This is a genomic window from Massilia sp. GCM10023247 (assembly GCF_042653325.1).
Classification (GTDB): domain Bacteria; phylum Pseudomonadota; class Gammaproteobacteria; order Burkholderiales; family Burkholderiaceae_D; genus Telluria.
Genome location: NZ_JBHSIB010000024.1, coordinates 129,214 through 154,953 on the forward strand (window position 1 = coordinate 129,214; position 25,740 = coordinate 154,953).

Annotated in this window: 21 protein-coding genes; 11 read left to right on the forward strand and 10 right to left on the reverse strand. The window is 68.9% G+C overall.

The window, feature by feature from the left end:
• Positions 1-206: 206 nt before the first annotated feature.
• From ACFPAH_RS19770 to ACFPAH_RS19780, 3 genes are all read right to left on the reverse strand, one after another.
• A complete protein-coding gene (locus tag ACFPAH_RS19770) occupies positions 207-1,046 on the reverse strand; it encodes a glucose 1-dehydrogenase (protein WP_379748738.1) in 840 nt (279 codons plus the stop codon).
• A gap of 82 nt (positions 1,047-1,128) precedes the next feature.
• Positions 1,129-2,277 carry a mechanosensitive ion channel family protein gene (locus ACFPAH_RS19775; RefSeq protein ID WP_379748740.1) on the reverse strand — a complete coding sequence of 383 codons (1,149 nt, stop codon included), beginning with the start codon at positions 2,275-2,277 and terminating at the stop codon, positions 1,129-1,131.
• A 154-nt stretch (positions 2,278-2,431) separates the two neighbouring features.
• Positions 2,432-2,614, reverse strand: coding sequence for a DUF3606 domain-containing protein (locus ACFPAH_RS19780; protein WP_379748742.1), 183 nt, complete (start codon positions 2,612-2,614; stop codon positions 2,432-2,434).
• A gap of 302 nt (positions 2,615-2,916) precedes the next feature.
• Between ACFPAH_RS19780 and ACFPAH_RS19785 the strand changes: the two genes are divergently transcribed.
• The 3 genes from ACFPAH_RS19785 (at position 2,917) to ACFPAH_RS19795 (ending at position 7,759) form a co-directional block, all read left to right on the forward strand.
• A complete protein-coding gene (locus ACFPAH_RS19785; protein ID WP_379748744.1) occupies positions 2,917-6,030 on the forward strand; it encodes an amidohydrolase family protein in 3,114 nt (1,037 codons plus the stop codon).
• A 92-nt stretch (positions 6,031-6,122) separates the two neighbouring features.
• The gene (locus ACFPAH_RS19790; RefSeq protein ID WP_379748746.1) at positions 6,123-6,458 is read left to right on the forward strand and encodes a thioredoxin family protein; all 336 of its coding nucleotides are present in this window, start codon (positions 6,123-6,125) and stop codon (positions 6,456-6,458) included.
• Positions 6,455-7,759: an MFS transporter gene (locus tag ACFPAH_RS19795; protein ID WP_379748748.1), complete on the forward strand. Its 1,305-nt coding sequence runs from the start codon at positions 6,455-6,457 to the stop codon at positions 7,757-7,759. The genes ACFPAH_RS19790 and ACFPAH_RS19795 overlap by 4 nt, the downstream gene beginning before the upstream one ends.
• On the opposite strand, the gene ACFPAH_RS19800 is transcribed toward ACFPAH_RS19795, so the two are convergent.
• The gene (locus ACFPAH_RS19800; protein ID WP_379748750.1) at positions 7,756-9,192 is read right to left on the reverse strand and encodes an App1 family protein; all 1,437 of its coding nucleotides are present in this window, start codon (positions 9,190-9,192) and stop codon (positions 7,756-7,758) included. The genes ACFPAH_RS19795 and ACFPAH_RS19800 overlap by 4 nt on opposite strands.
• A gap of 197 nt (positions 9,193-9,389) precedes the next feature.
• Here ACFPAH_RS19800 and ACFPAH_RS19805 point away from each other — a divergent pair, with 197 nt between their 5' ends.
• On the forward strand, positions 9,390-10,475 hold the full coding sequence (locus ACFPAH_RS19805) for an endonuclease/exonuclease/phosphatase family protein (RefSeq protein WP_379748752.1): 1,086 nt from the start codon (positions 9,390-9,392) through the stop codon (positions 10,473-10,475).
• 112 nt (positions 10,476-10,587) lie between these two features.
• Positions 10,588-10,794 carry a hypothetical protein gene (locus ACFPAH_RS19810; RefSeq protein ID WP_379748754.1) on the forward strand — a complete coding sequence of 69 codons (207 nt, stop codon included), beginning with the start codon at positions 10,588-10,590 and terminating at the stop codon, positions 10,792-10,794.
• A 131-nt stretch (positions 10,795-10,925) separates the two neighbouring features.
• Here the strand turns inward: ACFPAH_RS19810 and ACFPAH_RS19815 are convergent, their stop codons facing one another.
• Positions 10,926-11,741, reverse strand: coding sequence for a DUF481 domain-containing protein (locus tag ACFPAH_RS19815; protein WP_379748756.1), 816 nt, complete (start codon positions 11,739-11,741; stop codon positions 10,926-10,928).
• 200 nt (positions 11,742-11,941) lie between these two features.
• The gene (locus ACFPAH_RS19820; protein ID WP_379748758.1) at positions 11,942-13,234 is read right to left on the reverse strand and encodes an NCS2 family permease; all 1,293 of its coding nucleotides are present in this window, start codon (positions 13,232-13,234) and stop codon (positions 11,942-11,944) included.
• A gap of 246 nt (positions 13,235-13,480) precedes the next feature.
• Here ACFPAH_RS19820 and ACFPAH_RS19825 point away from each other — a divergent pair, with 246 nt between their 5' ends.
• From ACFPAH_RS19825 to ACFPAH_RS19850, 6 genes are all read left to right on the forward strand, one after another.
• The gene (locus tag ACFPAH_RS19825) at positions 13,481-15,724 is read left to right on the forward strand and encodes a hybrid sensor histidine kinase/response regulator (protein ID WP_379748760.1); all 2,244 of its coding nucleotides are present in this window, start codon (positions 13,481-13,483) and stop codon (positions 15,722-15,724) included.
• Between the two features lie 84 nt (positions 15,725-15,808).
• Entirely contained in the window at positions 15,809-17,014 is a 1,206-nt protein-coding gene (locus tag ACFPAH_RS19830) for a hypothetical protein (RefSeq protein ID WP_379748762.1), read from the forward strand.
• A gap of 514 nt (positions 17,015-17,528) precedes the next feature.
• A complete protein-coding gene (locus ACFPAH_RS19835; protein ID WP_379748764.1) occupies positions 17,529-18,716 on the forward strand; it encodes a glycosyltransferase family 1 protein in 1,188 nt (395 codons plus the stop codon).
• A gap of 232 nt (positions 18,717-18,948) precedes the next feature.
• A complete protein-coding gene (locus ACFPAH_RS19840; RefSeq protein WP_379748766.1) occupies positions 18,949-23,001 on the forward strand; it encodes a PAS domain S-box protein in 4,053 nt (1,350 codons plus the stop codon).
• Complete coding sequence (locus tag ACFPAH_RS19845) at positions 22,998-23,423, forward strand: NUDIX hydrolase (RefSeq protein ID WP_379748768.1); 426 nt, start codon at positions 22,998-23,000, stop codon at positions 23,421-23,423. Before ACFPAH_RS19840 ends, ACFPAH_RS19845 begins: the two co-directional genes overlap by 4 nt.
• Before the next feature lie 102 nt (positions 23,424-23,525).
• Positions 23,526-24,359: a phytanoyl-CoA dioxygenase family protein gene (locus ACFPAH_RS19850; RefSeq protein ID WP_379748770.1), complete on the forward strand. Its 834-nt coding sequence runs from the start codon at positions 23,526-23,528 to the stop codon at positions 24,357-24,359.
• Positions 24,360-24,518: 159 nt separating this feature from the next.
• Here the strand turns inward: ACFPAH_RS19850 and ACFPAH_RS19855 are convergent, their stop codons facing one another.
• From ACFPAH_RS19855 to ACFPAH_RS19870, 4 genes are all read right to left on the reverse strand, one after another.
• Complete coding sequence (locus ACFPAH_RS19855; protein WP_379748772.1) at positions 24,519-24,770, reverse strand: hypothetical protein; 252 nt, start codon at positions 24,768-24,770, stop codon at positions 24,519-24,521.
• 78 nt (positions 24,771-24,848) lie between these two features.
• On the reverse strand, positions 24,849-25,118 hold the full coding sequence (locus ACFPAH_RS19860; RefSeq protein ID WP_379748774.1) for a DUF5985 family protein: 270 nt from the start codon (positions 25,116-25,118) through the stop codon (positions 24,849-24,851).
• A gap of 2 nt (positions 25,119-25,120) precedes the next feature.
• Positions 25,121-25,378, reverse strand: a complete 258-nt coding sequence (locus tag ACFPAH_RS19865) for a DUF5985 family protein (RefSeq protein WP_379748776.1) — start codon at positions 25,376-25,378, stop codon at positions 25,121-25,123.
• Positions 25,378-25,731 (reverse strand): hypothetical protein, encoded by a 354-nt coding sequence (locus ACFPAH_RS19870; RefSeq protein ID WP_379748778.1) that lies wholly within the window; start codon positions 25,729-25,731, stop codon positions 25,378-25,380. The genes ACFPAH_RS19865 and ACFPAH_RS19870 overlap by 1 nt, the downstream gene beginning before the upstream one ends.
• Between the last annotated feature and the right edge of the window lie 9 nt (positions 25,732-25,740).

Consider the following 25,740-nt stretch of genomic DNA (forward strand, 5'->3'; position numbering starts at 1 on the left):
TGCTGCCGGTGGATATGCACCGGCACGACCGCGTGGGCAGCAGGGCTGGCTAAGAGCGCCTAACAAAACCTTCAGGGCAAGGCGCGGCGTCGAAGACAGTACGCCTGTACGGCGAGACGCTGCAACGCAGCCATGGAGGTTTTGTTAGGCGCTCTAAATGCCAGCACTGCAAGTGCCCACCCTACAAAACCGCGGCGGTGGCCCTTCTACAAAATCGGCGTGCCGCCCGTCACGGCGATGCGCGCGCCCGAGATATAGCTGGCCTGGCTTGACGCCAGCAGCACGTATACCGGCGCCACCTCGGCCGGCTGGCCGGGCCGTTTCATCGGCACCTGCTGGCCGAAACTGGCGACCTGGTCGGGCGGCATGGTGGCCGGGATCAGCGGAGTCCAGATCGGCCCCGGCGCCACCGAATTCACGCGGATGCCTCGTTCGGCCAGCAATTGCGCGAGGCCGGCCGAGAAATTCGCGATCGCGCCCTTGGTGGCTGCATAGGCCAGCAGCGTGGGTTTCGGGTTGTCGGAATTGACCGAGGTCGTGTTGATGATGGCCGAGCCGGGCGCCATGTGCTTCACCGCCGCCTTGCAGAGGTGGAACATCGCTGTGATGTTGACCTGGAAGGTATAGTCCCATTCCTTGTCCGGAATCTCCTCGAGCGAGTCGTGGGTCATCTGGAAGGCGGCGTTGTTCACCAGTACGTCGACGCGCCCGAATTCGCTCACTGCGCGCTCGACGATCGCCCGGCAGTGGCCGGGGTCGGCCAAGTCGCCCGGCACCAGCACGGCCTTGCGCCCGGCTTCCTCGACCAGGCGCGCGGTTTCGCGCGCGTCCTCGTGTTCGTTCAGGTAGGAAATCAGGACGTCGGCGCCCTCGCGCGCGAAGGCGATTGCCACCGCGCGGCCGATGCCGCTGTCGCCGCCGGTGATGATGGTGGCCTTGCCGGTCAGCTTGCCGGAACCCCGGTAGCTGGTTTCGCCGTGGTCGGCCTGCGGCCTCAGGTCGGCTTCGACGCCTGGCGGCTGCTGCTGTTGCGCGGGCTGGTTCATTGCATTCTCCTTGGTCGGTGGTCGTGCTTCGCACTCTAGCCAAGGAGCGCGCGGCAGGGCGCGCGCGAGCCGGCCTGTCGGCTCAGGCGCCTTTCGGCAGGCTGCGCAGCGGCCCCGGATGGCGCGCGCGATTGTCTTCCGGCAGCGGCGGCGCGTCCGGATGCTGCGCCTCGTGCGGTTGCAGCAGCAACTGCTGGGCGCGCGGCGCGGTCGAGATGCCGAGGTCGGCGAACATCTGCATCGAGGCCAGGATGACGGCCTGCTGGGTGTTCATGAACAGCCCGTAGTCGGCGTCGAGGACCGTGTAGACGATCTCCCATTCGATGAAGTCCTGGGTGTACCTTGCCAGGTGGGCGCGGTCGAAGCGTACCTTCTGGTGGCGCCCGATGAATTCCGCCACGGCGGTCGGCACCTTGGCGGCCAGCGCCGGCGGCGTATCCGGATGGGCGCGCAGGGTAAAGACCACGCGCCGCGTCTGCATGCGCTTGAAGTTCGATACGGTGCCCTTGAGCAGGTCGGCGTTCGAGACGATGACCTGCTCGCCGCTCAGGGCGCGCAGGCGGGTCGTCTTCAGGCCGACTTTTTCGACCACCCCCGAGGTGTTCCCGGTCGAGATGAAGTCGCCCACCTCGAAGGGCTTGTCCATCGCGATCGAGAGCGAGGCGAACAGGTCGCCGAGGACGTTCTGCACCGCCAGCGCGATGGCGATACCGCCGATCCCGAGGCTGGCGACAAAGGTCGAGATGTTGATGCCGAGGTTGGACAGCAGGGCCAGGGCGAAGATGATCCAGACGCTGGTCTGCAGCACCCAGATGATCAGGGTGTGGGCGATCGTCACCTGGTCGTCGGCGACCGCGCCGCCATGGGTGCGGAAGTAGCGGCGCGCGGTCACCTTGATCGCGCTGTGCAGGTAGATCGCCAGTTGCAGGCCGAGGGTCAGGAACCACAGGTGGCTGACGCGCTGGTTCCAGGGCGGCGGCAGGTCGAGCGCCGACAGGCCGATCAGGACGGCGGTGGCGAAGACGACCAGGTTGCTGGTGCGGGCGAGCGTCTTGCTGAGCACTTCGGCGACGGGACGGTGCGCCTGCTCGTCGCTCAGCTGCCCGAGGCGGCGGCGGGCGAGGGCGACGGCGCCGTGGATCGCGACGAAACTGAACACGGCCAGGGCCAGGGCGAACAGGGCATTCGGGAGCGTAATGTCTAGGGATGCAACAAAGGCGCGGAAATCCACATTGGGCTCCTTTTTAAATCGGGCATGACGCGGGCAAGCGGGATTGCCCGGCGGACGGGCGCCGCCGGAGGATGGTGCGAACGCAAGCACGGCGCCGCCGCAAGCCGCGGCGGCGCTCGACGGACGCGGGGCGCGTCCGTTCAGGCAAGCGGGTTTAGCGCTTTTTCTTCAGGTGCTCGCGCACGGCGTTTGCCGATACGCCGACTTCGGACACCGCTTTTTCCAGTTCTTCGCGGGTGACGCCCAGCGCTTCGGTCCAGTGGCGCACTTCCCACTCTTCGTGGACGTTGATGCGGCTGCGGTCCTGCGGACCGGCGTTTTGCAGGTTATCGGCCATGATGGGCTCCTATTGACGAGTTTGAAACAAATATGCCAGCGGGCGCGGCCTTGGTCCGTTAGGCATTTCACCTTCGCATGACATTTCCCGTTGTTCAGCTTTTGCTCATAAAAGTTCCCTCCCAACAGCGCCGATGCTTGAGCTAAGTCAGCTCAGACCCAATCGATAGCCCAGCCGTTTCCAAGCGGACCCAAGCGTCAGCCTCCCGTCAGACACGCTGCCGAATATGGATGAGTCAGCTACGCACCTTATTGGTGCATTTTGGCAACCACGCTTTTGTCCTCTCACCTGGAGGTAACAACATGAAGACTCGCAAGGAGTTCCCCGCTTCCCGTTTGCTGGTGCGCAGCGCGCTGGCCGTCGCCGTCGGGACCGCCGTCGCGGTGCTGGGCGCCTGCCAATGGCCGGGCGCGGGCGGCGTCGACGAGACCAACAACCTGCGCGGCCCGACGCGCGACATCACGGTCGAACTGCGCGAAGGCACCAACATGGCCGCCGCCCCATCCCCGGACGGCAAGCGCATCGTGTTCTCGGCGCAGGGCGCGCTGTGGGTGATGCCGGCCGCGGGCGGACGCGCGACCCGCATCACCGACTGGCGTTTGGAACCCACCCAGCCGGTGTGGTCGCCCGACGGCAAGCGCATCGCCTTCCAGAACTACGCTCCCGAAGGCAATTACCACATCTGGACCATCAGCCCGAACGGGCACGACGCCACCGAACTGACGCGTGGCCCCTTCGACGACCGCGAGCCGGCCTGGCTGCCCGACAGCAGCGGCCTGGTGTTCTCGAGCGACCGCAGCGGCGACGGCCAGTACAAGATCTGGACCGTCGGTGCGCGCGGCAGCGGTTTGCGCCAGGTGACGACCGGCCCCGGCATGGAAGCGAACCCGGTGGTCTCGCCCGACGGCGCGCGCCTGGCCTATGTCGACGGCCCCAACGTGGTCACCGCGCCCTTCGCCGGCGGCCCGCCGACCGTGGTCGCGCCCGGCTTTGCGCCGGCCTGGACGCCCGACGGCGGCGCCCTGGTCTACCAGAACGCCGGCCGCCAGCTGGTCGTCGGCGGCGCCCAGGTCACGACTGACGAAGACATCTTCCCGTTCCCGGTGCGCTTCCTGCCGAACGGGCGTTTCCTGTACACGGCCGACGGCAAGATCCGCACCCGCGCCGCCAGCGGCGCCAACCCGCAGGACATCGGCTTTCGCGCCGAGCTGACGCTGCGCCGCCCGGTGTTCCGGGAAAAGGACCGCCGCTTCGACGAATTCGGCCAACAGCGCGTGATGGGTATCAGCGCGCCGGTGCTCTCGCCGGACGGCGCCAGCATCGCCTTCGTGGCCCTGAACGACGTCTGGACCATGCGCATCGGCGAGGCGCCGGTGCGCCTGACCAACGACCCCGACCGCGACGTCACCCCGCAATGGACGCCCGACGGCCGCGCCGTGTATTTTTCGTCGGAGCGCGGCAATGCCGGCCAGCTCGCGATCGACCAGGTCGACGTGGCGACGCGCACCCGGACCCGCCTGGCCGCGATCCCCGGGCGCTCGATGGTGACGCCGAAGCTGTCGCCGGACGGTACCCGCATCGCCTACACCACGCTGTCGGGCCAGCTCGAGATCTGGACCCGGGCGACGGGCACCGCGGAAGTGATCATTCCGTCGGTGAGTACCCAGGTCAGCACGCCGCAGTGGACGCCCGACGGGCAGCGCATCATCCTGGTCGACAACGAGCGCATCAACAATCGCTTCCGCGAGGGTTACAACAAGCTGCGCGTGATCGACCTGGCCACCCGCACCGGCACCTTCTATCCGGTGGCGCCGATCCCGCAGCAGATCGCGGAACGCGACGAGGGCGCGGCCGCGCTGTCGCCGGACGGGCGCCGGATCGCCTTCATCATGGATTCGAAGCTGCACGTGATGCCGCTAGGGCCGACCGGCGCGCCGGCCGGACCGGCGCGCAAGGTGAGCGACGACATCGCCGACCTGCCGACCTGGGGCGGCGACTCGCAGACCATCCTCTACAAGTCGGCCGAGCGCGTGCGCACGGTGCAGTTCGACGGCAGCGCCTCAGTTCATACCCCACGGGACATCCCCGTGAAACTCACGTGGCGCCAGGCCGTGCCGCAGGGCCGCACCCTGATCCACGCCGGGGCACTGTGGGATGGCGTGGGCAGCACGCTGCGGCGCGACGTCGATATCGTGGTCGAGGGCAACCGCATCGTCTCGGTGGTGCCGCATGCCGCACACGAGGCTGGAACGCGCGTGGTCGACGCCAGCGGCCTGACCGTGATGCCGGGCCTGATCGAAACCCACCTGCACCCGCTCACGCTGTACCAAGGCGGCCAGTTCGGCCAAGTCGCGCAGTTGATGCTGTCCTACGGGATCACCACCGCGCAGTCGGTCGGGGGCCCGCTGCACCAGAGCGTCGAGATGCGCGAGGCGCTGGAGGCCGGCAACCTGATCGGCCCGCGCCTGTTCGTCTCGCCGCCGCTGTGGGAAGGCAACCGCCTGTTCTACAGTTTCGCGCGCACCCTGCGTACGCCCGAGATTGCGGACATCGAGATCGCCAAGGCCAAGCGCCTGGACGCCGACTTCCTGAAAAGCTATGTGCGGGCGCCGATCCCGGTCATGGAGCGCATCGCGCAGGGAGCGCTCGACCTCGGCGTGCCGAGCGGGACCCACCTGATCCAGCCGGGCGCCGCCACCGGACTGGCAGGCAACACCCACCTGTCGGCGACCCAGCGCATGGGCTACGGCTGGTCGAAATCGGTCGCGCGGGCGATCACCTACCAGGATGCCTACGACATCTTCGGCAAGGCCGACTTCCACCTGATCGACACGCTGTTCTCGGCCAGCGCGCTGGCCGGGCTCGATCCGGGCATCGTGACCGATCCGCGCTTCATCCTGGTGCCGCCGAACTTCGTTCCCGGCCTGCAGAACGCCCAGCCGCCCACGGCCGCCCAGATCAGCACGATCGTCAACGACGCCACCCAGCAGGCCAAGGTGAAGGCGGCCGGCGCGCTGGTGGCCAACGGGACCGATTCGCCGCTGGTGGTGCCGGGGATCTCGCTGCACCTGAACATGCGCGGCGCGGCGCTGGTCCAGGGCAACCTGCAGGCGCTGTACTCGGTGACGCGCGACGCGGCAAAGATGGCCTTCGTCGGCAAGGACCTCGGCACCATCGAGAAGGGCAAGCTGGCCGACCTGATCGTGGTGGGCGGCGACCCGCTGGCGGACCTGCGCGCGGCTGCCGACGTGCGCCTGGTGATCAAGAACGGGCGCGTGATCACCCAGGACGAGATCCTGGCGCCGGCGCGCACGCCGCGGCAGCTGGCTGCGCGCAAGCTGGCCCTGGAAGCGCAGGCCAAGCTGTGCAGGCAGGACCCGCACCAGTGCGAGGAAGGAGGCGGCCACGCGCATTGACGGCAGCTTGACGCTGGCTCCCCGGCGGTGTTTCAGGTAATCTTGTCATCATCACCACCAACACCGAGCCGCACCGCCGGGGAGTACTTCACATGACTTATCAAACCACCCAGCCCGAACGCAGCGCGGTCGACGCGCTGCCTGGCCTCGTCGCCCTCGACTTCGGCACCAACTGGTGCGGCTGGTGCCGCGCCGGCGAGCCGGTGATCGAGGCAGCATTGAAGGACTATCCGGAGGCGCAGCACATCAAGGTCGAAGACGGCCCCGGGCGTCCGCTGGGGCGCTCGTTTCGCATCAAGCTGTGGCCGACCGTGGTGTTCCTGAAGGACGGCGTGGAAGTGGCGCGCGTGACCCGTCCGGACAATCCGCACGAGGTGCGCGAGGCGCTGGCGGCAGCCGGTGGCGCTGCCGGAGCGCCCGGCGCATGACGGCACCGCTCGCTGCACCACGCAACCGCGCGCGCACGGTCCTCTTTGCCAGCCTGATCGGCACCACGATCGAATTCTTCGACTTCTATATCTACGCCACCGCCGCGGTGCTGGTGTTCCCGAAGCTGTTCTTCCCGGCGGCCGAGCCGGCTGCCGCGATGCTGCAGTCGTTCGCGACCTTCGCCATCGCGTTTTTCGCGCGCCCCTTCGGCTCGGCCCTGTTCGGCCACTTCGGCGACCGCATCGGCCGCAAGGCCACGCTGGTGGCGGCCTTGCTGACGATGGGCCTCTCGACCATCCTGATCGGCATGCTGCCGACCTATGCCTCGATCGGGGTGGCGGCGCCGATCCTGCTGGCGCTGTGCCGGTTCGGCCAGGGCCTGGGCCTGGGCGGCGAGTGGGGCGGGGCGGTGCTGCTCGCCACCGAGAACGCGCCGCCGGGCAAGCGCGCCTGGTACGGCATGTTCCCGCAACTGGGCGCGCCGATCGGCTTCTTCCTGTCGGGCGGGGTGTTCCTGCTGCTCACGCAAACCCTGGACGAAGCGCAGTTCTTCTCCTGGGGCTGGCGCATCCCCTTCCTGGCCAGCGCGCTGCTGGTCGTCGTCGGGCTGTACGTGCGCCTGAAGATCACCGAGACGCCCGATTTCCAGGCCGTGCTCGACCGCGGCGAGCGGGTCCGGATGCCGGTCGTGAGCGTGGTGCGCGAGCATGGCCGCGCGCTCGTGCTCGGCACCCTGCTGGCCACGTCGACCTTCGTCGTGTTCTACCTGATGACGGTGTTCACCCTCAGCTGGGGCACCACCGCCCTCGGCTATTCGCGCACCCAGTTCCTGCTGCTGCAGCTGGGCGCCGTGATTTTCTTCGGCCTCCTGATCCCGCCCTCGGCCCTGATTGCCGACCGCTTCGGGCGGCGCGCGGCGATGATGGCGGTGACCATCGCCATCACCCTGTTCGGCCTGGTCTACGGCCCGCTGTTCGGCTCCGGCAGCCTGCCGGTGGTGGCCCTGTTCATGGTGCTGGGCCTGTCGCTGACCGGCCTGACCTATGGTCCCCTGGGCACGCTGCTGGCCGAACTGTTCCCGCCGGAGGTGCGATATACGGGGTCCTCGCTGACCTTCAACCTGGCCGGCATCCTGGGCGCCTCGCTGGCGCCCTACGTGGCGACCGCGCTGGCGACCGACTACGGACTGGATTATGTCGGCTACTACCTGTCGGGCGCTTCCTTGCTGAGCCTGACTGCGCTGATGTTCATCCGGCGCGGCCCGGGGCCGCAGGCGCAGGGCGCGGCGGCCGTGCGCTAGGCAGGCGACTGCGCCCTGTCGTCGTCGCGCTTGTCGGTACGTACCGATCCCAGCCGCTCGACCCGGATCAGGCCCTCGGCCGCGGCATGGGAGGCGGCGAAGACGCTGTCCGGTGCCAGGATCAGCTGGGTCCCGGTGCTGCTGACCTCGTCGATCAGGCGGTCCAGGGCGTCGATACGGGCCGGGTCGGGGTTGACGTTGCGGATGTAGATCATGCGTACCGAGGCCGGGTGGCGGCGCACGATCTCGGTATAGATCTCGGGGTCGCGCTCGCCGCTGTCGCCGATCAGCACGAACTGCATGCCGGGGTAGAAGCGCATGATCAGCTCGATCTTGTCGAGCTTGTGGCTGTGGTCCTTCGAGAGCAGGTCGCGCACCTTCAGTTCGCGCAGCAGCAGCGGGCCGAGCGGAATTTCCTGCAGGCGCAGGAAGTCGACCAGCGGCCCGTACAGGTGCCAGGGGCTGCTCGAGACGTAGAACAGCGGATTGTCCTCGTTGCCGCCCGCGCCCTGGTTCAGGGCCCGGTAGAAGGCGGCCACGCCCTTGAAGGGTTTGCGCGTGTGGTGGTTGGTGCGCGCCAGCATCAGCGCCATGTTGAGCTTGTTCGTGACGTTGGTCCACAGCACCGTGTCGTCGATGTCGCTGATGATGCCGAAGCGCGCCGACGCGCCCGGCACGATGGCCTGGGCCGAGGCCCGCACCGGCGCCCCGTCCGGCCCCATGTGCGCAGGCAGTTCCAGCTCGACCGTGTGCCAGCCGCCGGGGAGGGCGTCGGCGCTCTCGAGGTCGAACTCGAAATAGCCGCCGGCGTCGGTTTCGGTCTCCCAGCTGCGTCCGCCGAAGCGGGCCACGACCCGGGCCTGCGCGACCTCGTCCGACTCGAGGCGGCGGTACAGGGCGACCAGGTTGGCCCAACTGCTGTCGTGCTCGCTCTGTTCGCGGTAGCTGTACTCGTCCAGCACCCGTCCCTTGATCCACAGCCGATGCGCGTTGCCGAAGCCGTGATAGGGCAGGACCATCAGGTTGCGTCCCCCGCCCTGGTCGCGCAGGCGGCGCAGGGCGCCGGTGGCGAACTGGCCGGCGGTGCGCGCCAGGCGCCGGTGCAGCGCCGGGGCCGCCTGGGCGACCGCCGGCGGCGGGTCGGCTTGCGCCGGCGCTGCCTGGGGCACGGTGGCACCGTGCTCGACCCACAGCGCCTGCGCGTCGTGCCCGGTGGCGTGCGCCGCTTCCTCGAGGTCGCCCGGCACCTGCGGGTCGAAGGCGCGCGGCAGGATGTGGACGGCGACCCCGCGCTCGCGCAAGGGGACGATGTCGGCCCCGGCCGCCACGCCGGGGTTCAGGTAGAGCACCGCGCCGTCCCCCTCGATGCGTTCGATGAGGTCGTCGAAGCCGCGGCGGGAAAAGATCAGGAAAGGCATGGGGGATGGAGGCATGGGGGCTCGGCGGGTCGGGTGCGTGTATGGTCGCGCGAACGGTCGCGTTATCAAGGGGGCTTCCAGTATGGCCCAAGCGCGCCCATGGGCGCCGCACGGGAGACGCAAGCGCACAGGCTGGTTCCTAAAGACAATGGCATACTGGGCGCATTGACTTTTTATGAAGATACTGAACGTTTCTTAGGACTTTTCCCATCATGCAATTTGCCGTGATTTCAACGCTGGTTGCGCTCATCCTGGTGGCGACCCTGCTGCCGCTGTCGAAGCACACGGAATGGTGGGTCCGTGACCTCGACTTCCCGCGCCTGCAGATCGCCATCCTGGCGCTGCTGGTGCTGGTCGCCGAACCCTTCCTGCTCGACATGAGCGAGCGCGCCTCGGACGTACTCGTCGCCATCACCGTCTGCTGCCTGCTGTACCAGGCCTGGTGGATTTTTCCCTACCTCAGGGTGTACCCGAACGAGGTCAAGTCGGCCGTCGGCAGCGCCAGGACCGAGCGCATCCGCATCCTGACCGCGAACGTGCTGACCCCGAACCGCAACACCGACGGCCTGATCGCCCTGATCCGCGAGCACCGGCCGCATGTGTTCGTGACGCTCGAGACCGACGCCTGGTGGCAGGAGCGGCTCGACGTGCTCGAGGACGACTACCGGTATTCGATGAAATGCCCGCTCGACAACCTGTACGGCATGCACGTGTACTCGCGCCTGCCGCTGGAAGACGAGGCCATCCAGTTCCTGGTCGAGGACGACATCCCCTCCATGCATGCGCTGGTGGTGCTGCCTTCCGGGCGCAAGGTGCGGATCCACTTCCTGCATCCTGCGCCGCCGAGCCCGACCGAACACGACGAGTCGACCGAGCGCGACGCCGAGCTGCTGGTGGTGGCCAAGAGCGTGGCCGGACTGGATACGCCGGTGATCGTGGCGGGCGACCTGAACGACGTGGCGTGGTCGCGGACGACGCGCCTGTTCCGCAAGATCAGCGGCCTGCTCGATCCGCGGGTCGGACGCGGCATGTTCAACACCTTCCACGCCGACTACTGGTTCCTGCGCTGGCCGCTCGACCACCTGTTCCACAGCCGCCATTTCACGCTCTCCTTTATCCGCAGGCTGCCGTCCTTCGGCTCCGATCATTTCCCGGTGCTGGTGGAACTGGTCTACGACCGGGCGCGCGGCGCCGAACAGGAAGGCCTGACGGCGGACCAGGAAGACCATGCGCTGGCCGAGGAGAAGATCGCGGCGGAACCGGTGACGGTCGACGACGTGCACGAGCCGCAAGCCTGAACCCGCCACTGGGGCGGGTTTGCCGCGGTTTGACGGCGGGCAAACGCGCGCCACCCGCCGGCTCGTCTGCTAGCATGGATGGCCTTCGAAAGAGATGTTGCGAGGCTATTGCATGTCTGATATTCAACATGCCGACCCGCGCGCCGACGCGCTCATGGCCGCCCGCGTCGACCGCGCATTGAAGATCCTGGAGACGGACGGGATGCATGCGGCTTTTGCCTTCATGCAGCTTGCCGGCGTGCCGCGCGGCGTCGCCCGGCGCGTGCTGTGCTCCCCGAAACACCAGCGCCAGGGCGACAGGCGGCGCTTGACGAGGTAGGGTGGCCGGCTCGACCGCGAGCGGGAGCGGGAGCGGGACGGGGACGGGGACGCGGCATATGCGCCGCGCACCCGTTCAACGGACGGATGGGACGAGGCGACAGTTCACGCGGCGCTCGAAGGCGTAGCGAATCAGAACGAATACACCAGCGTCAGCGAGGTCTGGGTATCGGTATTTTTCTTGTCCTCGGGCACGTTGCTGTCGTTGCGGGCGCTGAAGGCGGCCTTCATCTGCAGGGTGTCGTTGATCTTGGTGCTCAGCGCCGATTCGGCGATCGAGTGCACGTTCGAGGTGCCGCGCTCGACGCTGATGGTCTGCACGAAGGCTGCCGAGGGGCTGACCTGCCAGCGGAAACGGGCCGCGCCGCGCACGGTCAGGCCGTTTTCGCTCTCGCCGTTCTCGCGCTGGCCGCTGAAATAACCCGGGCCGATCTCGACGTCGAGCGCCTTGTCTTCCGTGTTGTACAGCTGCGAGCCGTGGCCGACCGCCAGCGAGGAATAGCGGGTCCAGGCGCCGAACTTGTCGTTCACGTGCGAGCCGAGGACAAAGGCGCGGCTGCCTTCGTTGAGCAGCTTGTAGGCCGCCTTGGCGGACAGCGCCCAGCGTTCGGCCGAGCGCTGGCGGTAGCGCTCGCCGTCGTCGTCGACGATCTGGTCTTCCTTGAAAAACCCGCTCAGGATGTATTCGTTGCTCCAGTCGGCCGTCTCGTGGCGGGCATCGATCTTGCCGCTGAGCGAGGTGCCGCTGGTGTTGCCGGAGGTCGTGATCGCGCCGAGCTCGGCCGAGGTGAACCAGGTGCCGTCGGGAATCGTCTCGGGGCGCGGGACGCTCAGGGCGCGGTGGATGGTGCCGATCTGGGGCAGGTCGTCGGCCGCACCGCCACCGGCGGCGGCAGTGCCATGCGCCAGCCCGAGGAGGGCCAGCGCGTACAACGGAAATAATTTCATAAGCATGGATGCGGCAAGAATGCGGCGCGGTTGCAGCCGCGCGCCGGCCCTTCGGCTTGCGCCGCGGACCGGCCGGTCGTTCGGGAAAGGAGCGCCGGCGCTCGCTGGGCGGCAGGGGCTCGGCCCTGATTGTATCCCAGAAGCAGCATAAGCGCGGCTTTCCGGGCCAACCGGGCGCGGGTGCCGGCGCAGGTGCCGACTCAGGTACCTATATAAACGATCTTGAAAATGAACAGCCCGGCAATGATCCAGACCACCGGCTTGACTTCGCGCGCGCGGCCCGTGGTCAGCTTCAGCGCCGCATAGGTGATGAAGCCGAAGGCAATGCCCTCGGCGATCGAATAGGTGAACGGGATCACCAGCGCGGTAATCGCCGCCGGGATGCTTTCGGTGGTGTCGCCCCATTCGATGTCGCCGAGGTCGCGCAGCATCAGGCAGGCGACGAACAGCAGCGCCGGCGCGGTCGCGTAGGCCGGCACCACGCCGGCGAGCGGCGCGATGAACAGGCAGGCCAGGAACAGCAGCGCCACTGCCAGCGCGGTCAGGCCCGTGCGCCCACCGGCCTGCACGCCGGCAGCGCTCTCGATGTAGGCGGTGGTGCTCGAAGTGCCGAGCGCGGCGCCGGCGACGATGGCGCCGCTGTCGGCCAGCAGCGCCTTGTTCAGGCGTTCCATCTTGCCCTCGACCAGCAGGCCGGCGCGGCTGGCCACGCCCATCAGGGTACCGGTGGCGTCGAACAGCTCGACCAGGAAGAACACCAGCACCACGTTCAGGATGCCGACCGAGAGGGCGCCCGGGATGTCGAGCTTGAGCAGGGTGGGGTCGATCGACGGCGGCAGCGAGAACACGCCCTTGAAGGTATTGCCGCCGAAGAAGAATGAAAGGATGGTGACGGCGATGATGCCGATCAGGATCGCGCCGCGTACCTTCAGGCGGTCGAGGGTGACGATCAGGAGGAAGCCGAAGACGGCCATCACGGCCGGCGGCGCGTGCAGGTCGCCCGCCTTGACCAGGGTCGGCTCGCTGCCGACCACGATGCCGGCGTTCTTCAGCGCGATCAGCGCCAGGAACATCCCCAGGCCGACGGTAATGGCGACCCGCAGCGAATGCGGAATGCCGTTGACGATCGCGCCGCGCAGGCCGAGCACCGACACCAGGATGAACAGGCAGCCGGAGATGAAGACGGCGCCGAGCGCCGCCGGCCAGGCCACGCCCATGCCCAGCACCACCGCATACGCGAAATAGGCGTTCAGGCCCATGCCCGGCGCCATGCCGATCGGGTAATTCGCGTACAGGCCCATCACGGCGCTGCCGAGCGCGGCCACCAGGCAGGTGGCCACGAACACGGCTTCCTTGGGCATGCCCGCGTCGCCCAGGATCGACGGGTTCACGAAGATGATGTACGCCATCGTCAGGAAGGTGGTCAGGCCGGCGAGCAGTTCGGTACGAACGTCGCTGCCGCTTTCCTTGAGTTTGAAGTAATTGTCGAGCATTGGGGAGGGGTCTCCAGCAGGGGCGCCTCTGGCGCGGTTTCGATGGCCGAAGCATAACACTGAGCAGCCCACCCCGGCCCGGCAATATTGGCGATTTTGCCAGCGCGCGGCGATCCAGGGCCGCCGCCGCGGCGATTTGGAACAGCGGTAACCGGTTTTACACTCTTTTGTTGCTTTACATTGCAGTGTTGGTATTATTAATTTTGCTGGCCGTCACGTCGACGGCCGTCAACCTGTGAGCCGGCGATGCAAATCCGTGCCTACCTGTACCTGATGGCCGCGGCAATTCTGGTGCCGGTGATCCTGTTCGCCGGCTTCGTGCTGCGTTTGCTCGACGACGCCGGCACGCAGACGGCGGTGGCGCGCCTGGCGCAGTCGTCGCACCGGGGCGCGCTGCTGGTCGACGACGAGCTGTCGAAGGCGGGCGCGGCGCTGCGCGTGCTGGCCGGCTCGCCCTCGCTGGCCCGCGGTGACTTCGCGGTCTTTCACCGGGAAGCGAAACTGGCCGCGCCGGGGCCTGCGAGCTGGACTGCGTTGCTCGACGAGCAGGGCGTCGAGCTGGTCAACACCCTGGCGCCGCCCGGCACGCTGCTGCCGGCCACCCCGCCGCCGCCGTTTCTCGACGAACTCTTCAAGCAGGACCGTGCCTTCATTGCCGATGTCACGCCCGGCCACCTCGGCGAGCGCCTGAGCACGGCCGTGGCCGTGCCGGCCCAGGCCGGCGGGCGGCGCTATGCGCTGCTGGTCCATTTCAGCACCCATCACTTCCGCCGGGTGCTGGCCGACGCCGGCCTGCCGAGCGACTGGCAGATCGACATCGCCGACCGCGAGGGTCACCTGGTGGCCTCGAGCCATGGATCGGCCGCGCTGGCCGGCCAGGACGCGCCGCCGCAACTGCTGGCGGCCGCGCGCGCGCGCGACAGCGGCGTGCTGGACCTGCCGATGCGCCACGGCGGGCCGTCGACAGTCGTGTTCACCCATGCGCCGCGTTCGGGCTGGCTGGTGTCGATCGCGGTGCCGCCGGGCGCGGTCAGCAGCCGCGCCGGCCCGGCCCAACGCGAGGCGGCGCTGGCACTGCTGGCGGCGCTGGGCGTGGCCTGCCTGGCGGCAGCCTGGTTCGCGCGCGGCTACACCCGCTCGATGGAGCGCGCCGTCGACGCCGCGGGCATGCTGGGCCGCGCCGAAATGCCGCCCAGGCTGCGCTCGCGCATCGTCGAGATCGACCGCCTGCTCGCTGCCTTGCGCAAGGCCGGCTCCGAGTTGCGGCGCGCCCAGGCGTTTCGCGACAGCGCCGGCAACGAGCGCCAGTCGCAGCTGGAGCGCGAAACCCATGCGCGCCAGACGGCCGAAGAGGAGAACCGCGCCAAGGACCAGTTCCTCGCCATGCTCGGCCACGAGCTGCGCAACCCGCTCGCGCCGATCGTCACCGCTGCCCAGCTGTTGAAAATGCCGGACGTCGACGGCCACCGCGCGCGCTACGCCGGCGACGTGATCGGCCGCCAGGTGGAGCACATGAACCGCCTGCTGGGCGACATGCTCGACGTGTCGCGGGTGACGCGCGGCCTGGTCACGTTGAACCCGGAAGACGTCGACCTGCGCGACGTCGTCGAGCGCGCCGTCGAGCAGACCCGCCCGCTGCTCGAGGAGCGCCAGCACCGGCTCGAATTGCGCCTGCCCACGCACCGGGTCGGGGTGCGCGGCGATCCGACCCGGCTGACCCAGGTGGTGGCCAACCTGCTCACCAACTCGGCCAAATATACGCCGATGCACGGCAACATCCAGCTGTCCCTGGCCTGCGCCGGGGATGAGGCGAGCCTCTCCGTGGCCGACGACGGCGAGGGCATCACCGCCGAGCTGCTGCCGCGCGTGTTCGACCTGTTCTCGCAGGGCGAGCGCAAGGCCCACCGCGCCCAGGGCGGCCTCGGGCTGGGCCTGGCGCTGGTGCGCAGCCTGGTGCAGCTGCACGGCGGCACGGTCGACGCCAGCAGCCCGGGACGCGGGGCCGGCAGCATCTTCACGGTGCGCCTGCCGCTCAGGCTCGAGCTGGCGGCGCTCGCTTCGCCGGCGCCGCCGCGCCGCGCCACCGAAGCGGCGGGTCATGCGCTGCGCGTCATGCTGGTCGACGACAACATCGATGCCGCGGTCAGCCTCTCGCTGCTGCTCGAAGCGGCCGGCGACCACCTGGTGTCGACCTATTACGACGCCGCCAGCGCGCTCGAGTGGGCCGCGTTCGAACGCCCGGACGTGTTCATCCTCGACATCGGGCTGCCCGACATGAACGGTTACGAGCTGGCGCGGCGCCTGCGCGCGATGCCCCAGTTCGAGTCGACCCTGCTGATCGCGCTGACCGGCTACGGCCAGATGGCCGACAAGACCCGCGCGCGCGAAGCCGGCTTCGACCTGCACATTGCCAAGCCGGCCGAGCCGGAGGAGATCCTGGCCGCGCTGGCGAACGTGCCCGTGACCCCAGAGGCCGCGCGGGCTGGCTGAAGCGCAGCCGAAACGCGCAGTCCGATCCCCTTGCCATGCGCGCGATGCGCTACCATGTCGGCTCCACCATTGATACGATCGACTATGCCGAAGAACAAGAAGCCCGTGCCGCGCAAGCCGGCCGCCGCCGCCGAACCCGACCTGGAAGCCCAGGCCCAGGCCCTGGCCGACCTCGCGCTCGAGGTAGCCGAGGGCGAGGAAGTCGATCCGGAAGGCGCTGCGGGGCACGCGGAAGAACTGGTCGTCGCCATCCGGCGCGCCCTGCGCCGCAAGCATGACGAGGTGCTGTACGGCGCCATCGAGCTGGCGCGCTTTACCGATCCGGACGCCTGCCGCCTGCTGCGTGCCCACATCGGCGAAGAGGCGGCGACCATGCGCCTGCGCCGCGAAGGGGAGCCGGAATTCGAGATCGACGCCTTCCTGATCCCGCTGTTCGTGCAGAGCACGGGCGGCCTGGCGGCCCAGGAAAACTTCGCCGACGACGAGGCCTACGCGGAACTGGCGGCGAGCTTCGTCGCCCTCGAACTGGATAGCCCGCGGGCAAAAGTGGCCCTGGTGCGCCACGCCTACGACCTGGCCGAGGTCGACCACATCGGCTACAGCACCCTGCAGGAGCTGCTGCGCGAGGCGGCTGCCACCCTGGGCAGCAAGAAGCCTGCGCCGGCGCCGCTGCTGGAAAACAGCATCCGCGGCTGGACCGGCGAGCCGGTCGCGCCGGACGAAGCGGCGATGGAGCTGCGCTTCCTGCTCGGCTTTTCGCTCAAGCGGGCCGACGACCCGTTCTATGCGGTGCCGAAGGACGAGATCGGCGCTGACGTGTATTTCGCCGACCGCATGCGCCGCTACCGCGCCTGGACCGAGCGGGTAGCGCCGCTGGTGCGGCGCTGCCTGACGAGCGAGCCGGACCGGCTGCAGCTCAATTTCCTGTACCAGGACCTGTTCCACGGCGCGAAAGAGCAGGGCGTGGCCGAGCTGGCCATGCTCGGCACCCTGTCCGAGATCAACCGCCTGCTGGCCAGCAAGGAACTGGCGCCGGACGCGGTGCGCGCCGTGGTGGCGCCCCAGGATGCCGGCGAACACATCGAATTGCGCGTGAACCTGTACGCACTCGACGGCGGCCCGCCCTGGGGCGGCGTCGTCAAGCCGACCGACCTGGCGGCCGACCTCGGCGCCGAGATCGACGAATTGTGCGATGCCCTCGGCACCCTCGGCATCGACGACGTCTCGACCGCCGACGGCTTCAGCGCAGACGGGCACCCGGAAGGCGCCCAGCCTTACCCGCCCGCGTAATCCGCTCTTGCTGCAGTGCGGGGGGGGGCGCTTCAGGCCCCCTGCGCGGCTCCCGCCTTTGTTCCCGCTTGATGCCATCCGGGCGGCGCTGCGCCGGTTTCCGGCGCCGTCTGACCCGGCTTCATGTACGCGCCCGCCGACACCCTGCGCGCCTGTGCGCCGGTACTGTCGAGCTCCCGAAACCCGCTCCGGCAGCAGCTTTGCGCCTCGCGCACGGTTGCGCGCGGCCCGTGTATGGATGAGTTTTCGTAGTTGATTTTCTTGTATATATGTAGGACTAACCCTACAAATGATTCCTGGCGACACCGGGCTCTCCTATGAGGAAACGGCTTGTGTTGCCGAAAACACCCTTCTTGTTTTAAATGTTGCAATGCATAAATGAAAATAATAGCAAATTTGCATGTTACGATTCGCTGCTCCGGCGTCGTGGTTCAGCGTGTTCAACTGCCGCTGCAGCCCGTCCAGCACGGACCCAAGATCAACTAAAGCGCCACCAAGGCGAGAGGAAATCAACATGCCGACCCTTATCGTGTTTTGCCACCTGCGTTGGGACTTCGTCTTCCAGCGTCCCCAGCACCTGATGACGCGCCTGGCGGAGCACTACCAAATCCTGCTTGTGGAGGAACCGGTACACAGCGAGGGCGCGGCACACCTGCAGAAGACGGCCGTCGCGCCGAACATCACGGTGTGCCGCCCGCATACCAACATCCACGCCCACGGTTTCCACGACGACCAGATCCCGACCCTGCAAGGCCTGCTGGCCGACCTGGTGCCGGAAGGCGAGCGTCCGGTCGTCTGGTTCTACACCCCGATGGCGCTGCCGCTGCTGCAGGGCCTGAACCCGTCGCTGGTCGTCTACGACTGCATGGACGAACTGGCCGCCTTCAAGAACCCGCCGAAGCAGCTGCTGCAGCGCGAATCGGCCCTGCTCGGCATTGCCGACCTGGTCTTCACCGGCGGCCCGAGCCTGTACGAAGCGAAGAAGAACCGCCACGCGAACGCCCACTGCTTCTCGAGCAGCGTCGACGCCAAGCACTTCCGCCAGGCCCTCGACAGCGCGATTTCGCACCCCGAGCAGACCCAGATCGCCGGCCCGCGCCTCGGTTTCTATGGCGTCATCGACGAGCGTTTCGACACCGAACTGGTCCGCCGCATGGCAGAAGCCCATCCGGAATGGCAGATCGTGCTGGTCGGCCCGGTGGTCAAGATCGACCCGGCCGAACTGCCGCGCGCCGCGAACGTCCACTACATGGGCCAGCGCAACTACGACGAACTGCCGAAGTTCCTGGCCGGCTGGGACGTGTGCTTGCTGCCCTTCGCGATGAACGATTCGACCAAGTTCATCAGCCCGACCAAGGTGCTGGAGTACATGGCCGCCGAAAAGCCGAGCGTCAGCACCCCGATCACCGACGTCAAGGTCCCGTACGGCGACGTGGTTGCCATCGCATCCACGCCGGAAGAGTTCATTGCTGCCTGCGAGCGCATGCTGGCCATGAGCGCCGAAGAGCAGGCAACGATGGTCGGGCGCATGCGCGACATCGTCGCCAACACCTCGTGGGACAAGACCGCTTCGCGTATGCACGAGCTGATCAGCACCACCGCGCCGGGCAGCAAGGCGCGCGCATCGGCCGTGCTGGAAGCGGGCAGCGCGGCCCGCGTCGCCCCGGCGACGCCGGCCGGTGCCCAGACCAAGGCTGCCTGAGCACCCGGCCCGCAAGGCGCTGCGGCGCCTCGACCGAGCCCGCCCGGCCAGTCCCGGCGGGCTTTTTTGCGTGCGTCGGGTGGGCTCCCGAGCCCGCCCGGCGCACGCCCGCAGCGCAAGCCTCTCACCCCGCGCACAATTGACAATCGGAAGCCCCGGGCATACATTGCTATCTTTGCAAGCTTACGCGCATCGCCATGCCGGTGCGCCCGTCGTAACGGCGCCAGAATAGATGAGTCCAGCCGTCCATACCCGCATCCTCCTCGTCGACGACCAGCCCGCCAACCTGGCCGTGCTCGAAGCGATCCTGGCCGGCCTGGCCGACAGCCTGGTGGCGGTCGGATCGGGCGAGGCGGCCCTGCGCGCCTTGCTCGAACACGAGTTCGCGCTGGTGCTGCTGGACGTGCAGATGCCGACGCTCGACGGTTTCCAGACCGCGGAACTGATGCGCCAGCATCCGCGCGCGCGTTCCGTGCCGATCATCTTCCTCACCGCCGGCGACCTCGATGCCGCGCCGCTGGAGCGCGCCTACGCGCTCGGCGCCGTCGACTGCCTCGCCAAGCCGCTGCACGCGCCGGCCTTGCGCGCGAAGGTGGCGGTGTTCGTCGACCTGTTCCGCAAGAACGCCGAACTGGCGCGGCGCGCGCCGGCTCGACCCTCGCACGCCGAGCGCATGGGGCAGGACCGCATCCGCCTGATCCTCGACAACCTGCACGACTACGCCGTCATCGGGACCGACGAGGCGCGCCGCGTCACCTCCTGGGAAGCCGGTGCCCAGGCGATCACCGGCTGGAGCGCGGAGGAGGCCGCCGGCCAGCCGGCCGACATGATCTTCCTGCCCGAAGACCGCGCCGCGGGCCGGCCCGAGGAAGAGGCGGCCGAAGCGCGTGCCAGCGGCCGCGCCCAGGACCGGCGCTGGCACCTGCGGCGCGACGGCAGCCGCTTCTTCGCCGACGGCGTCATGATTCCCCTGTACGAGGAAGGCCAGCTGCGCGGCTATGCCAAGATCATGCGCGACGCCACGCTGGAGTACGAGGCGGCCGAGCGCCTGGCCAGCAGCGAGCGCGCGCTCGACGCCAGCACCGAGCGCTTCGCGCTGCTGCTGGAATCCTCGAGCGAAGGCATCGTCGGCCTCGATGCCGGCGGCCGTTGCAGCTTCGTGAACGCGGCGGCCGCCGGCTTGCTCGGCTACGCGCCGGACGAGCCGGTCGGGATGGCGCTCGAGCGCCTGCTGGCCGATCCCGGCGACCCGCAGGCGGCCGCGCTGCTGGCGGCGGTGCGCACCGGAACGGCGGCGCGCGCCGACGACCTCGAACTGCGCTGCCGCGACGGCGCGCTGCTGCCTGTCTCGTGCTCGGTGTCGCCGCTGGCGCGCGGGGCCGCCGGGGCGGGCGCCGTGCTGAATTTTTCCGACAGCCGCGCGCGGCGCCAGGCCGCGCTCGAGCGCGAGCAGCTGCACGCGCAGCTCGGCGCCGCCAACGAGCGCATGCGCGACATCTTCTACCAGGCGCCGGCTTTCATGGCCGTGATGCGCGGCCCCGAGCTGACCTTCGAGATGGCCAACGAGCGTTTCGCCAACCTGGTCGGCGGGCGCGCCCTGCTGGGCCGCGCGCTGCGCGCCGCGCTGCCCGAGATGGCGGGACAGGGTTTCTTCGAGCTGCTCGAGGGTGTGTACGGCAGCGGCGAAACCTACCATGGCAGCAACGTGCGCCTGCTGCTGCAAACCGGCCCGGCCCTCGACACGTATTACGTCGACTTCGTCTACATGGCCCTGCGCGAGGCCGATGGCAGGATCTCCGGGGTGCTGGTGCACGGCGTCGACGTCACCGAGCGCACCCGCGCGAACCTGCTGACCCTCGGGCAGCGCGGCGCGCTCGAGCTGGCGGTGTCGAACGCGCCGCTGGGCGACGTGCTCGACCTGCTGGCGCGCACGGCCGAGGAGTATGCCGGCGGCGCGGCGCTGGCAGGCATCCAGCTGGCCGAGCCCGGCAACCGCCTGTGCCACGCCGCCGCGCCCAGCCTGCCGGGGCCGCTGCGCGCGGCGCTCGACGCCCTTGGCGTCGCGCCGCTCGGCGCGGCCGGCGGCACGGCGGCCTGGCGCGGCGAGCCGGTCGATTGCCCGGACATCGCCACCGACCCGCTGTGGGAGGCAGCCCGGGCGCCGGCGCTCGAAGCGGGCCTGCACGCCTGCCGCGCGCTGCCGATCCTGGCGCCCAGCGGAGCGGTGCTGGGCGCGTTCGCCTGGTACTACCGGGCCGGTCCGGTCGATGCCGAACGGGCCGCGCGCGACCATGCCGCGATGGCCTTGCTGGCCAATAGCGCCTCGCTGGTGATCGGGCAGCGCGAAGAGGCGTTGGCGCGGCGCGCCGCCGAGGAGCGCTCGGACGTGATCCTCGAGAGCATGACCGACGGCTTCCTGGCCATGGACGGCGCCTGGCGCATCGGCTACGCCAACAGCGCCGCCGAGCGCATCACGGGCCTGGCGCGCCCCGAACTGATGGACCAGGTGTTCTGGGACCTGTTCCCGGAATGGCAGGGCAGCGAACCGGAGCGCGCCTGCCGCCGCTGCGCGCTCGAGCGCATCGGCTCGCGCACCGAGGCCTTCCTGCCCGCCTGGGGCGGCTGGTACGAGATCAGCTGCTTCCCGACGCCGGGCGGTGGGGTGGCGCTCTACCTGCGCGACCAGAGCGAGCGGCGCCAGGCCGAGGAAGGGGTGCGCCGGCTGGCCGCCGTCGCCGAGCAGTCCTCGGACTTCATCGGCATCTTCGCGCCCGGCGGCGCCGGCCTGTACCTCAATCCCGCCGGGCGCGCCATGAGCGGCATCGATGCCGGGGCCGACATCGGCGACGTGCGCCTGCTCGACTTCTTTGCGCGCGACTGCCGTCCGTTCGTGCGCGCCGAGGTGCTGCCGGCGCTGACCGGGCCGCGCCAGAAATGGGAAGGAGAACTGCAGTTCGCGCCGCGTGCCGGGAGCCTCGAGCCGCTGCCCGTGTATTTCAAGGGCTTCGTCGTCCACGCGAGCGACGGCAGCCACCTGGGCCTGGCCACGATCACGCGCGACATCACCGAGCAGAAACGCGCCGAGAACGAACTGCGGCGGGTGGCGGCCGACCTGTCCGAGGCCGACCACCGCAAGAGCGAGTTCCTGGCCACGCTGGCGCACGAACTGCGCAACCCGCTGGCGCCGATCCGCACCGGGCTCGACCTGCTGCGCATGGCGCCGGGCGACGCCGTGGCCGCTGCGCGGGTGCACGGCATGATGCACCGCCAGCTGGGCCAGTTGATCCACCTGGTCGACGACCTGCTCGACATTGCCCGCATCACGCGCGGACGGATCGAGCTGAAAAAGGAGCCGGTCGACCTGCGCCTGGCGGTGCAGATGGCGGTCGAGACCAGCCAGGCCCTGGTCCAGGCCGGCGGCCACCTGCTGTCGGTCGACCTGCCGGACGAGCCGCTGCCCTTGCTGGCGGACCTGACGCGGCTGGTCCAGGTGCTGGCCAACCTGCTCAACAATGCAGCCAAGTACACGCCTGCCGGCGGGCGTATCCACGTGGCGAGCTGGCGCGAGGACGGCCAGGCGCTGGTCGCGGTGACCGACAGCGGGGTCGGCATCGCCCCCGAGGCGATCGGTTCGGTATTCGAGATGTTCACCCAGGTGCGCAGCAGCCTGGACCGGGCGCAGGGCGGCCTCGGGATCGGCCTGTCGCTGGTGCGCCGCCTGGTCGAGCTGCATGGCGGGCGGGTCCAGGCCTTCAGTGCCGGCCGCGGGCATGGCAGCACTTTCACCGTGAGCCTGCCGCTGCGGCGCGCCGACCCGGCCGCGGCGGACGGGGAGGGGCAGGGCGCCGCCGCCGGCGCGGCAGCGGGAGCCAGGCGGCCCTTGCGGGTGCTGGTCGTGGACGACAACGTCGACGCTGCCGAAAGCCTGGTCGCGCTCCTGGCCGTGCTCGGCAACGAGACGCGGATGGCCCACGACGGTCCGACCGGCCTGCAGGCGGCGCGCGAGTTCCGCCCCGACCTGGCCTTCCTCGACATCGGCCTGCCCGGCATGAACGGGCACGAGCTGGCGCGCGCGCTGCGCGCCGATCCGGGCACGCGCGGCACCGTGCTGGTGGCCCTTACCGGCTGGGGCGCGGCCAGCGACATGACGCTCTCGCAGGACGCCGGCTTCGACCAGCACCTGACCAAGCCGGTCGGCCTGGACGCGCTGGCCCAGGCGCTGGCGGCCGCTAACCGGGGCCGGGACCAGGGCCGGGACCAGGGCCGCCTGCAGCCAAGCCGATGAGCAAATACACCGTTTCCTGCGGCACCCTGGTGCTCAATTCGGCCGGCCAGCTGCTGCTCTGCCACGTGACCGGCACCGCCGCCTGGGACATCCCGAAAGGGATGCAGGACCCGGGCGAAACCACGCTCGAGGCGGCAATGCGCGAACTGCACGAGGAGGCCGGGATCGGCTTCGCGCCCGGCCGCTTCCGCGACCTGGGGCAGTTCGACTACCGGCGCGACAAGCGCCTGCACCTGTACCGGGTCGATGCCTTCGACGAGCTGGGCGACCTGTCGCAGCTGGCCTGCACCAGCTATTTTGCGCACCACGTCACCGGCAAGCCGACGCCGGAAGCCGACGGCTTCCGCTGGGCCGGGCGCGAGCAGCTCAGCCGCCTGTGCTGGCCGCGCATGGGGGCCTTGCTGCTGAAGCTGGACTGGTAGGGGGCGGTGCGGAGCGGTGCGGGGCTGCGCGGGCATGCGACCCGTTTCCGGTTTTTCGCAGTAACATGAAACCTCAACCGGTTCGCACCGAAGGAGAGTAATGTGAGCAGCCAGACCAAGTTCGAGCCTTACGACGAAGCCGCCATCATGGGCGGCCTGTACGGCGACGGCATCATCGCCTGCAAGGGCGCATTCGAGGGTGCCTGGGTCGAGCGCCTGGGCCAGGATATCGCCACCCTGTTCGCGGAAGCGAAGCGCCAGCCGGGCGGCGTGCTCGAGCGCGGGCCGAACCGTTACTACGTCGAGATCCACCCGGAACGCATTTCCGGCTTCGCCGACATCGTGTCGCATCCCTGGGTGGTGGCGGTCTGCCGCGCCATCCTCGGCCCCGACTACCGCGTCGTCGAAGCCGGGTTCGACGTGCCCGGCCCCGGCGCGCTGCACCAGCCCTGGCACCGCGACTTTCCGGCTCCGGAGGCGACCCTGGTCGGCCGGCGCCTCAATTCGCTCGCCTTCAACATCACCACCGTCGACGTGAGCGAGGACATGGGGCCGTTCGAGATCGCCCCCGGCACCCAGTGGGACGACCTGGCCGGCGGCGACCCGATGTTCCCGGCCAGGGAGCTGTGGCCGCGCTACGAGGCGCGGCGCCAGCGCAAGCTGCCGCAGATGGGGGATATCTCGGCACGCTCGGCGCTGACGATCCACCGCGGCACGGCCAACCACTCCGATCGCTCGCGCCCGGTGTTCGTGCTCGGGGTCGACGCGCCCGACGCGCGCAACGCGGACAAGCACGACTTGCAATTGACCCGCGCGTATTACGAAACGCTGGCGCCCGAAGTGCGGCGCCACATCACCTGCCGCCTGGTCGACCGGCTGGAGCCGATCGTGCAGGCGCATACGATCGAAGGGCTGCGGATGGGGCTGACGATGTAGGGTGGGCGGCTCGACCGTGGCATTGGCGAGCCGCAGACGTTCGCGCCGCCCACGCGTTCAGCCGGCCTTGTGAAACCTCGCGAAGGCTCACCTGCTGGTTGAACGCGTGGGCGGCGTCAAGGCCGCGTGGCCGCAGTCCGTAGGGTCGAGCCGACCACCCTACGCGGTACCCTTGTTTTCGTCTTCGGGTTCGGTGTCGATGGTGTCGGGCATCGAATCGTGGATATTCCCGGGCAGCTGGCCGACGCGGCGGGTGTCGTCGGACTGCATGTCGAGGTTGACTTCCTCGGCGACCTCGAAGCGGCCGTCCTCGGCCCCTTCCTCGCCCGGCAGGAGGTTTTCCGAGCGGTTGTGCTCGTCGGTCTGGGTTTGCGGCGCCTGCCGCTGCCCGCGCGGGTCGTTCGTGGCCATGATGTCCTCCGGATGGGATGTTGTCATGGCTTCATTATTACTGACGGCCGCCGCCGCGGGCGCACGTTTATCGCCGGCCTACTTGCGCGAGCCTTCGCGCGGCAGGTTCTTCTCCAGGATCGCCCACAGGATCAGGCCATAGGCCAGGAGCCGGATCAGGTAGTGCAGCGGCGAGTCCTCGGCGCCGGCGTCGTTCACGGCCGAGTACAGGCGGTGCAGCCCTTCGATGAAGAAGGAGAGCGCGAAATACAGGAAGAAGCGGTCGCCCGAATTGCGCCAGAAGCGTACGAAGTAGAGGGCGATCACGATCGACCCCATGCAGATTGCGCCAGTGAACAGGTCGGTCATGCTCATTCCTTTTCGTAGATCAGGCCGTACAGCAGCAGCGAGACGGCAACCAGGGCACTGATGAGCCGGGCCGGCAGGAAATCGATGTTCGGGAATACGATCTTGTCGAGCAGCAGGAAGGTGTTATTCAGCGTCATGACTGCGAAGCAGGAGCCGCTCCAGAACAGCAGGCGGTAGCGCGTGCGGCGGTAGCTGGCGAACAGCAGCCAGGCGCAGGCCAGCGAGGTCAGGATGCACAGCAGGTAGATGGTTTCCGCCATTACGAATCCTTTCGCAATTTGAAGGCATCGGCAAATTGCTGCGCCTTGCGGTCCAGGGAAGAATGGATGAGCATGGTGACTTCGACCAGGTGCCGGGAATACAAATCGGCCAGCGCATCGATGCGTTCGCGCAGCTGGTCCGACGATGGGTGGTACTGGAAGCAGTCTTGCGATGGCGTGTCGCAGGGCACGACCATGCCGGCGCGGCACAGGTCTTCCAGCAGGGTTTCGGCGGTGCGCTCGCGCACGTACAGGCGCCCGGCCAGCGTGGCCGAATGCCACTGCTGGGTCGGATTCGCGCGCAGCAGCAACAGCGCTTCGAGGAAGGGCACGGACGGGATGCTGGTAAGCACGAATCGCCG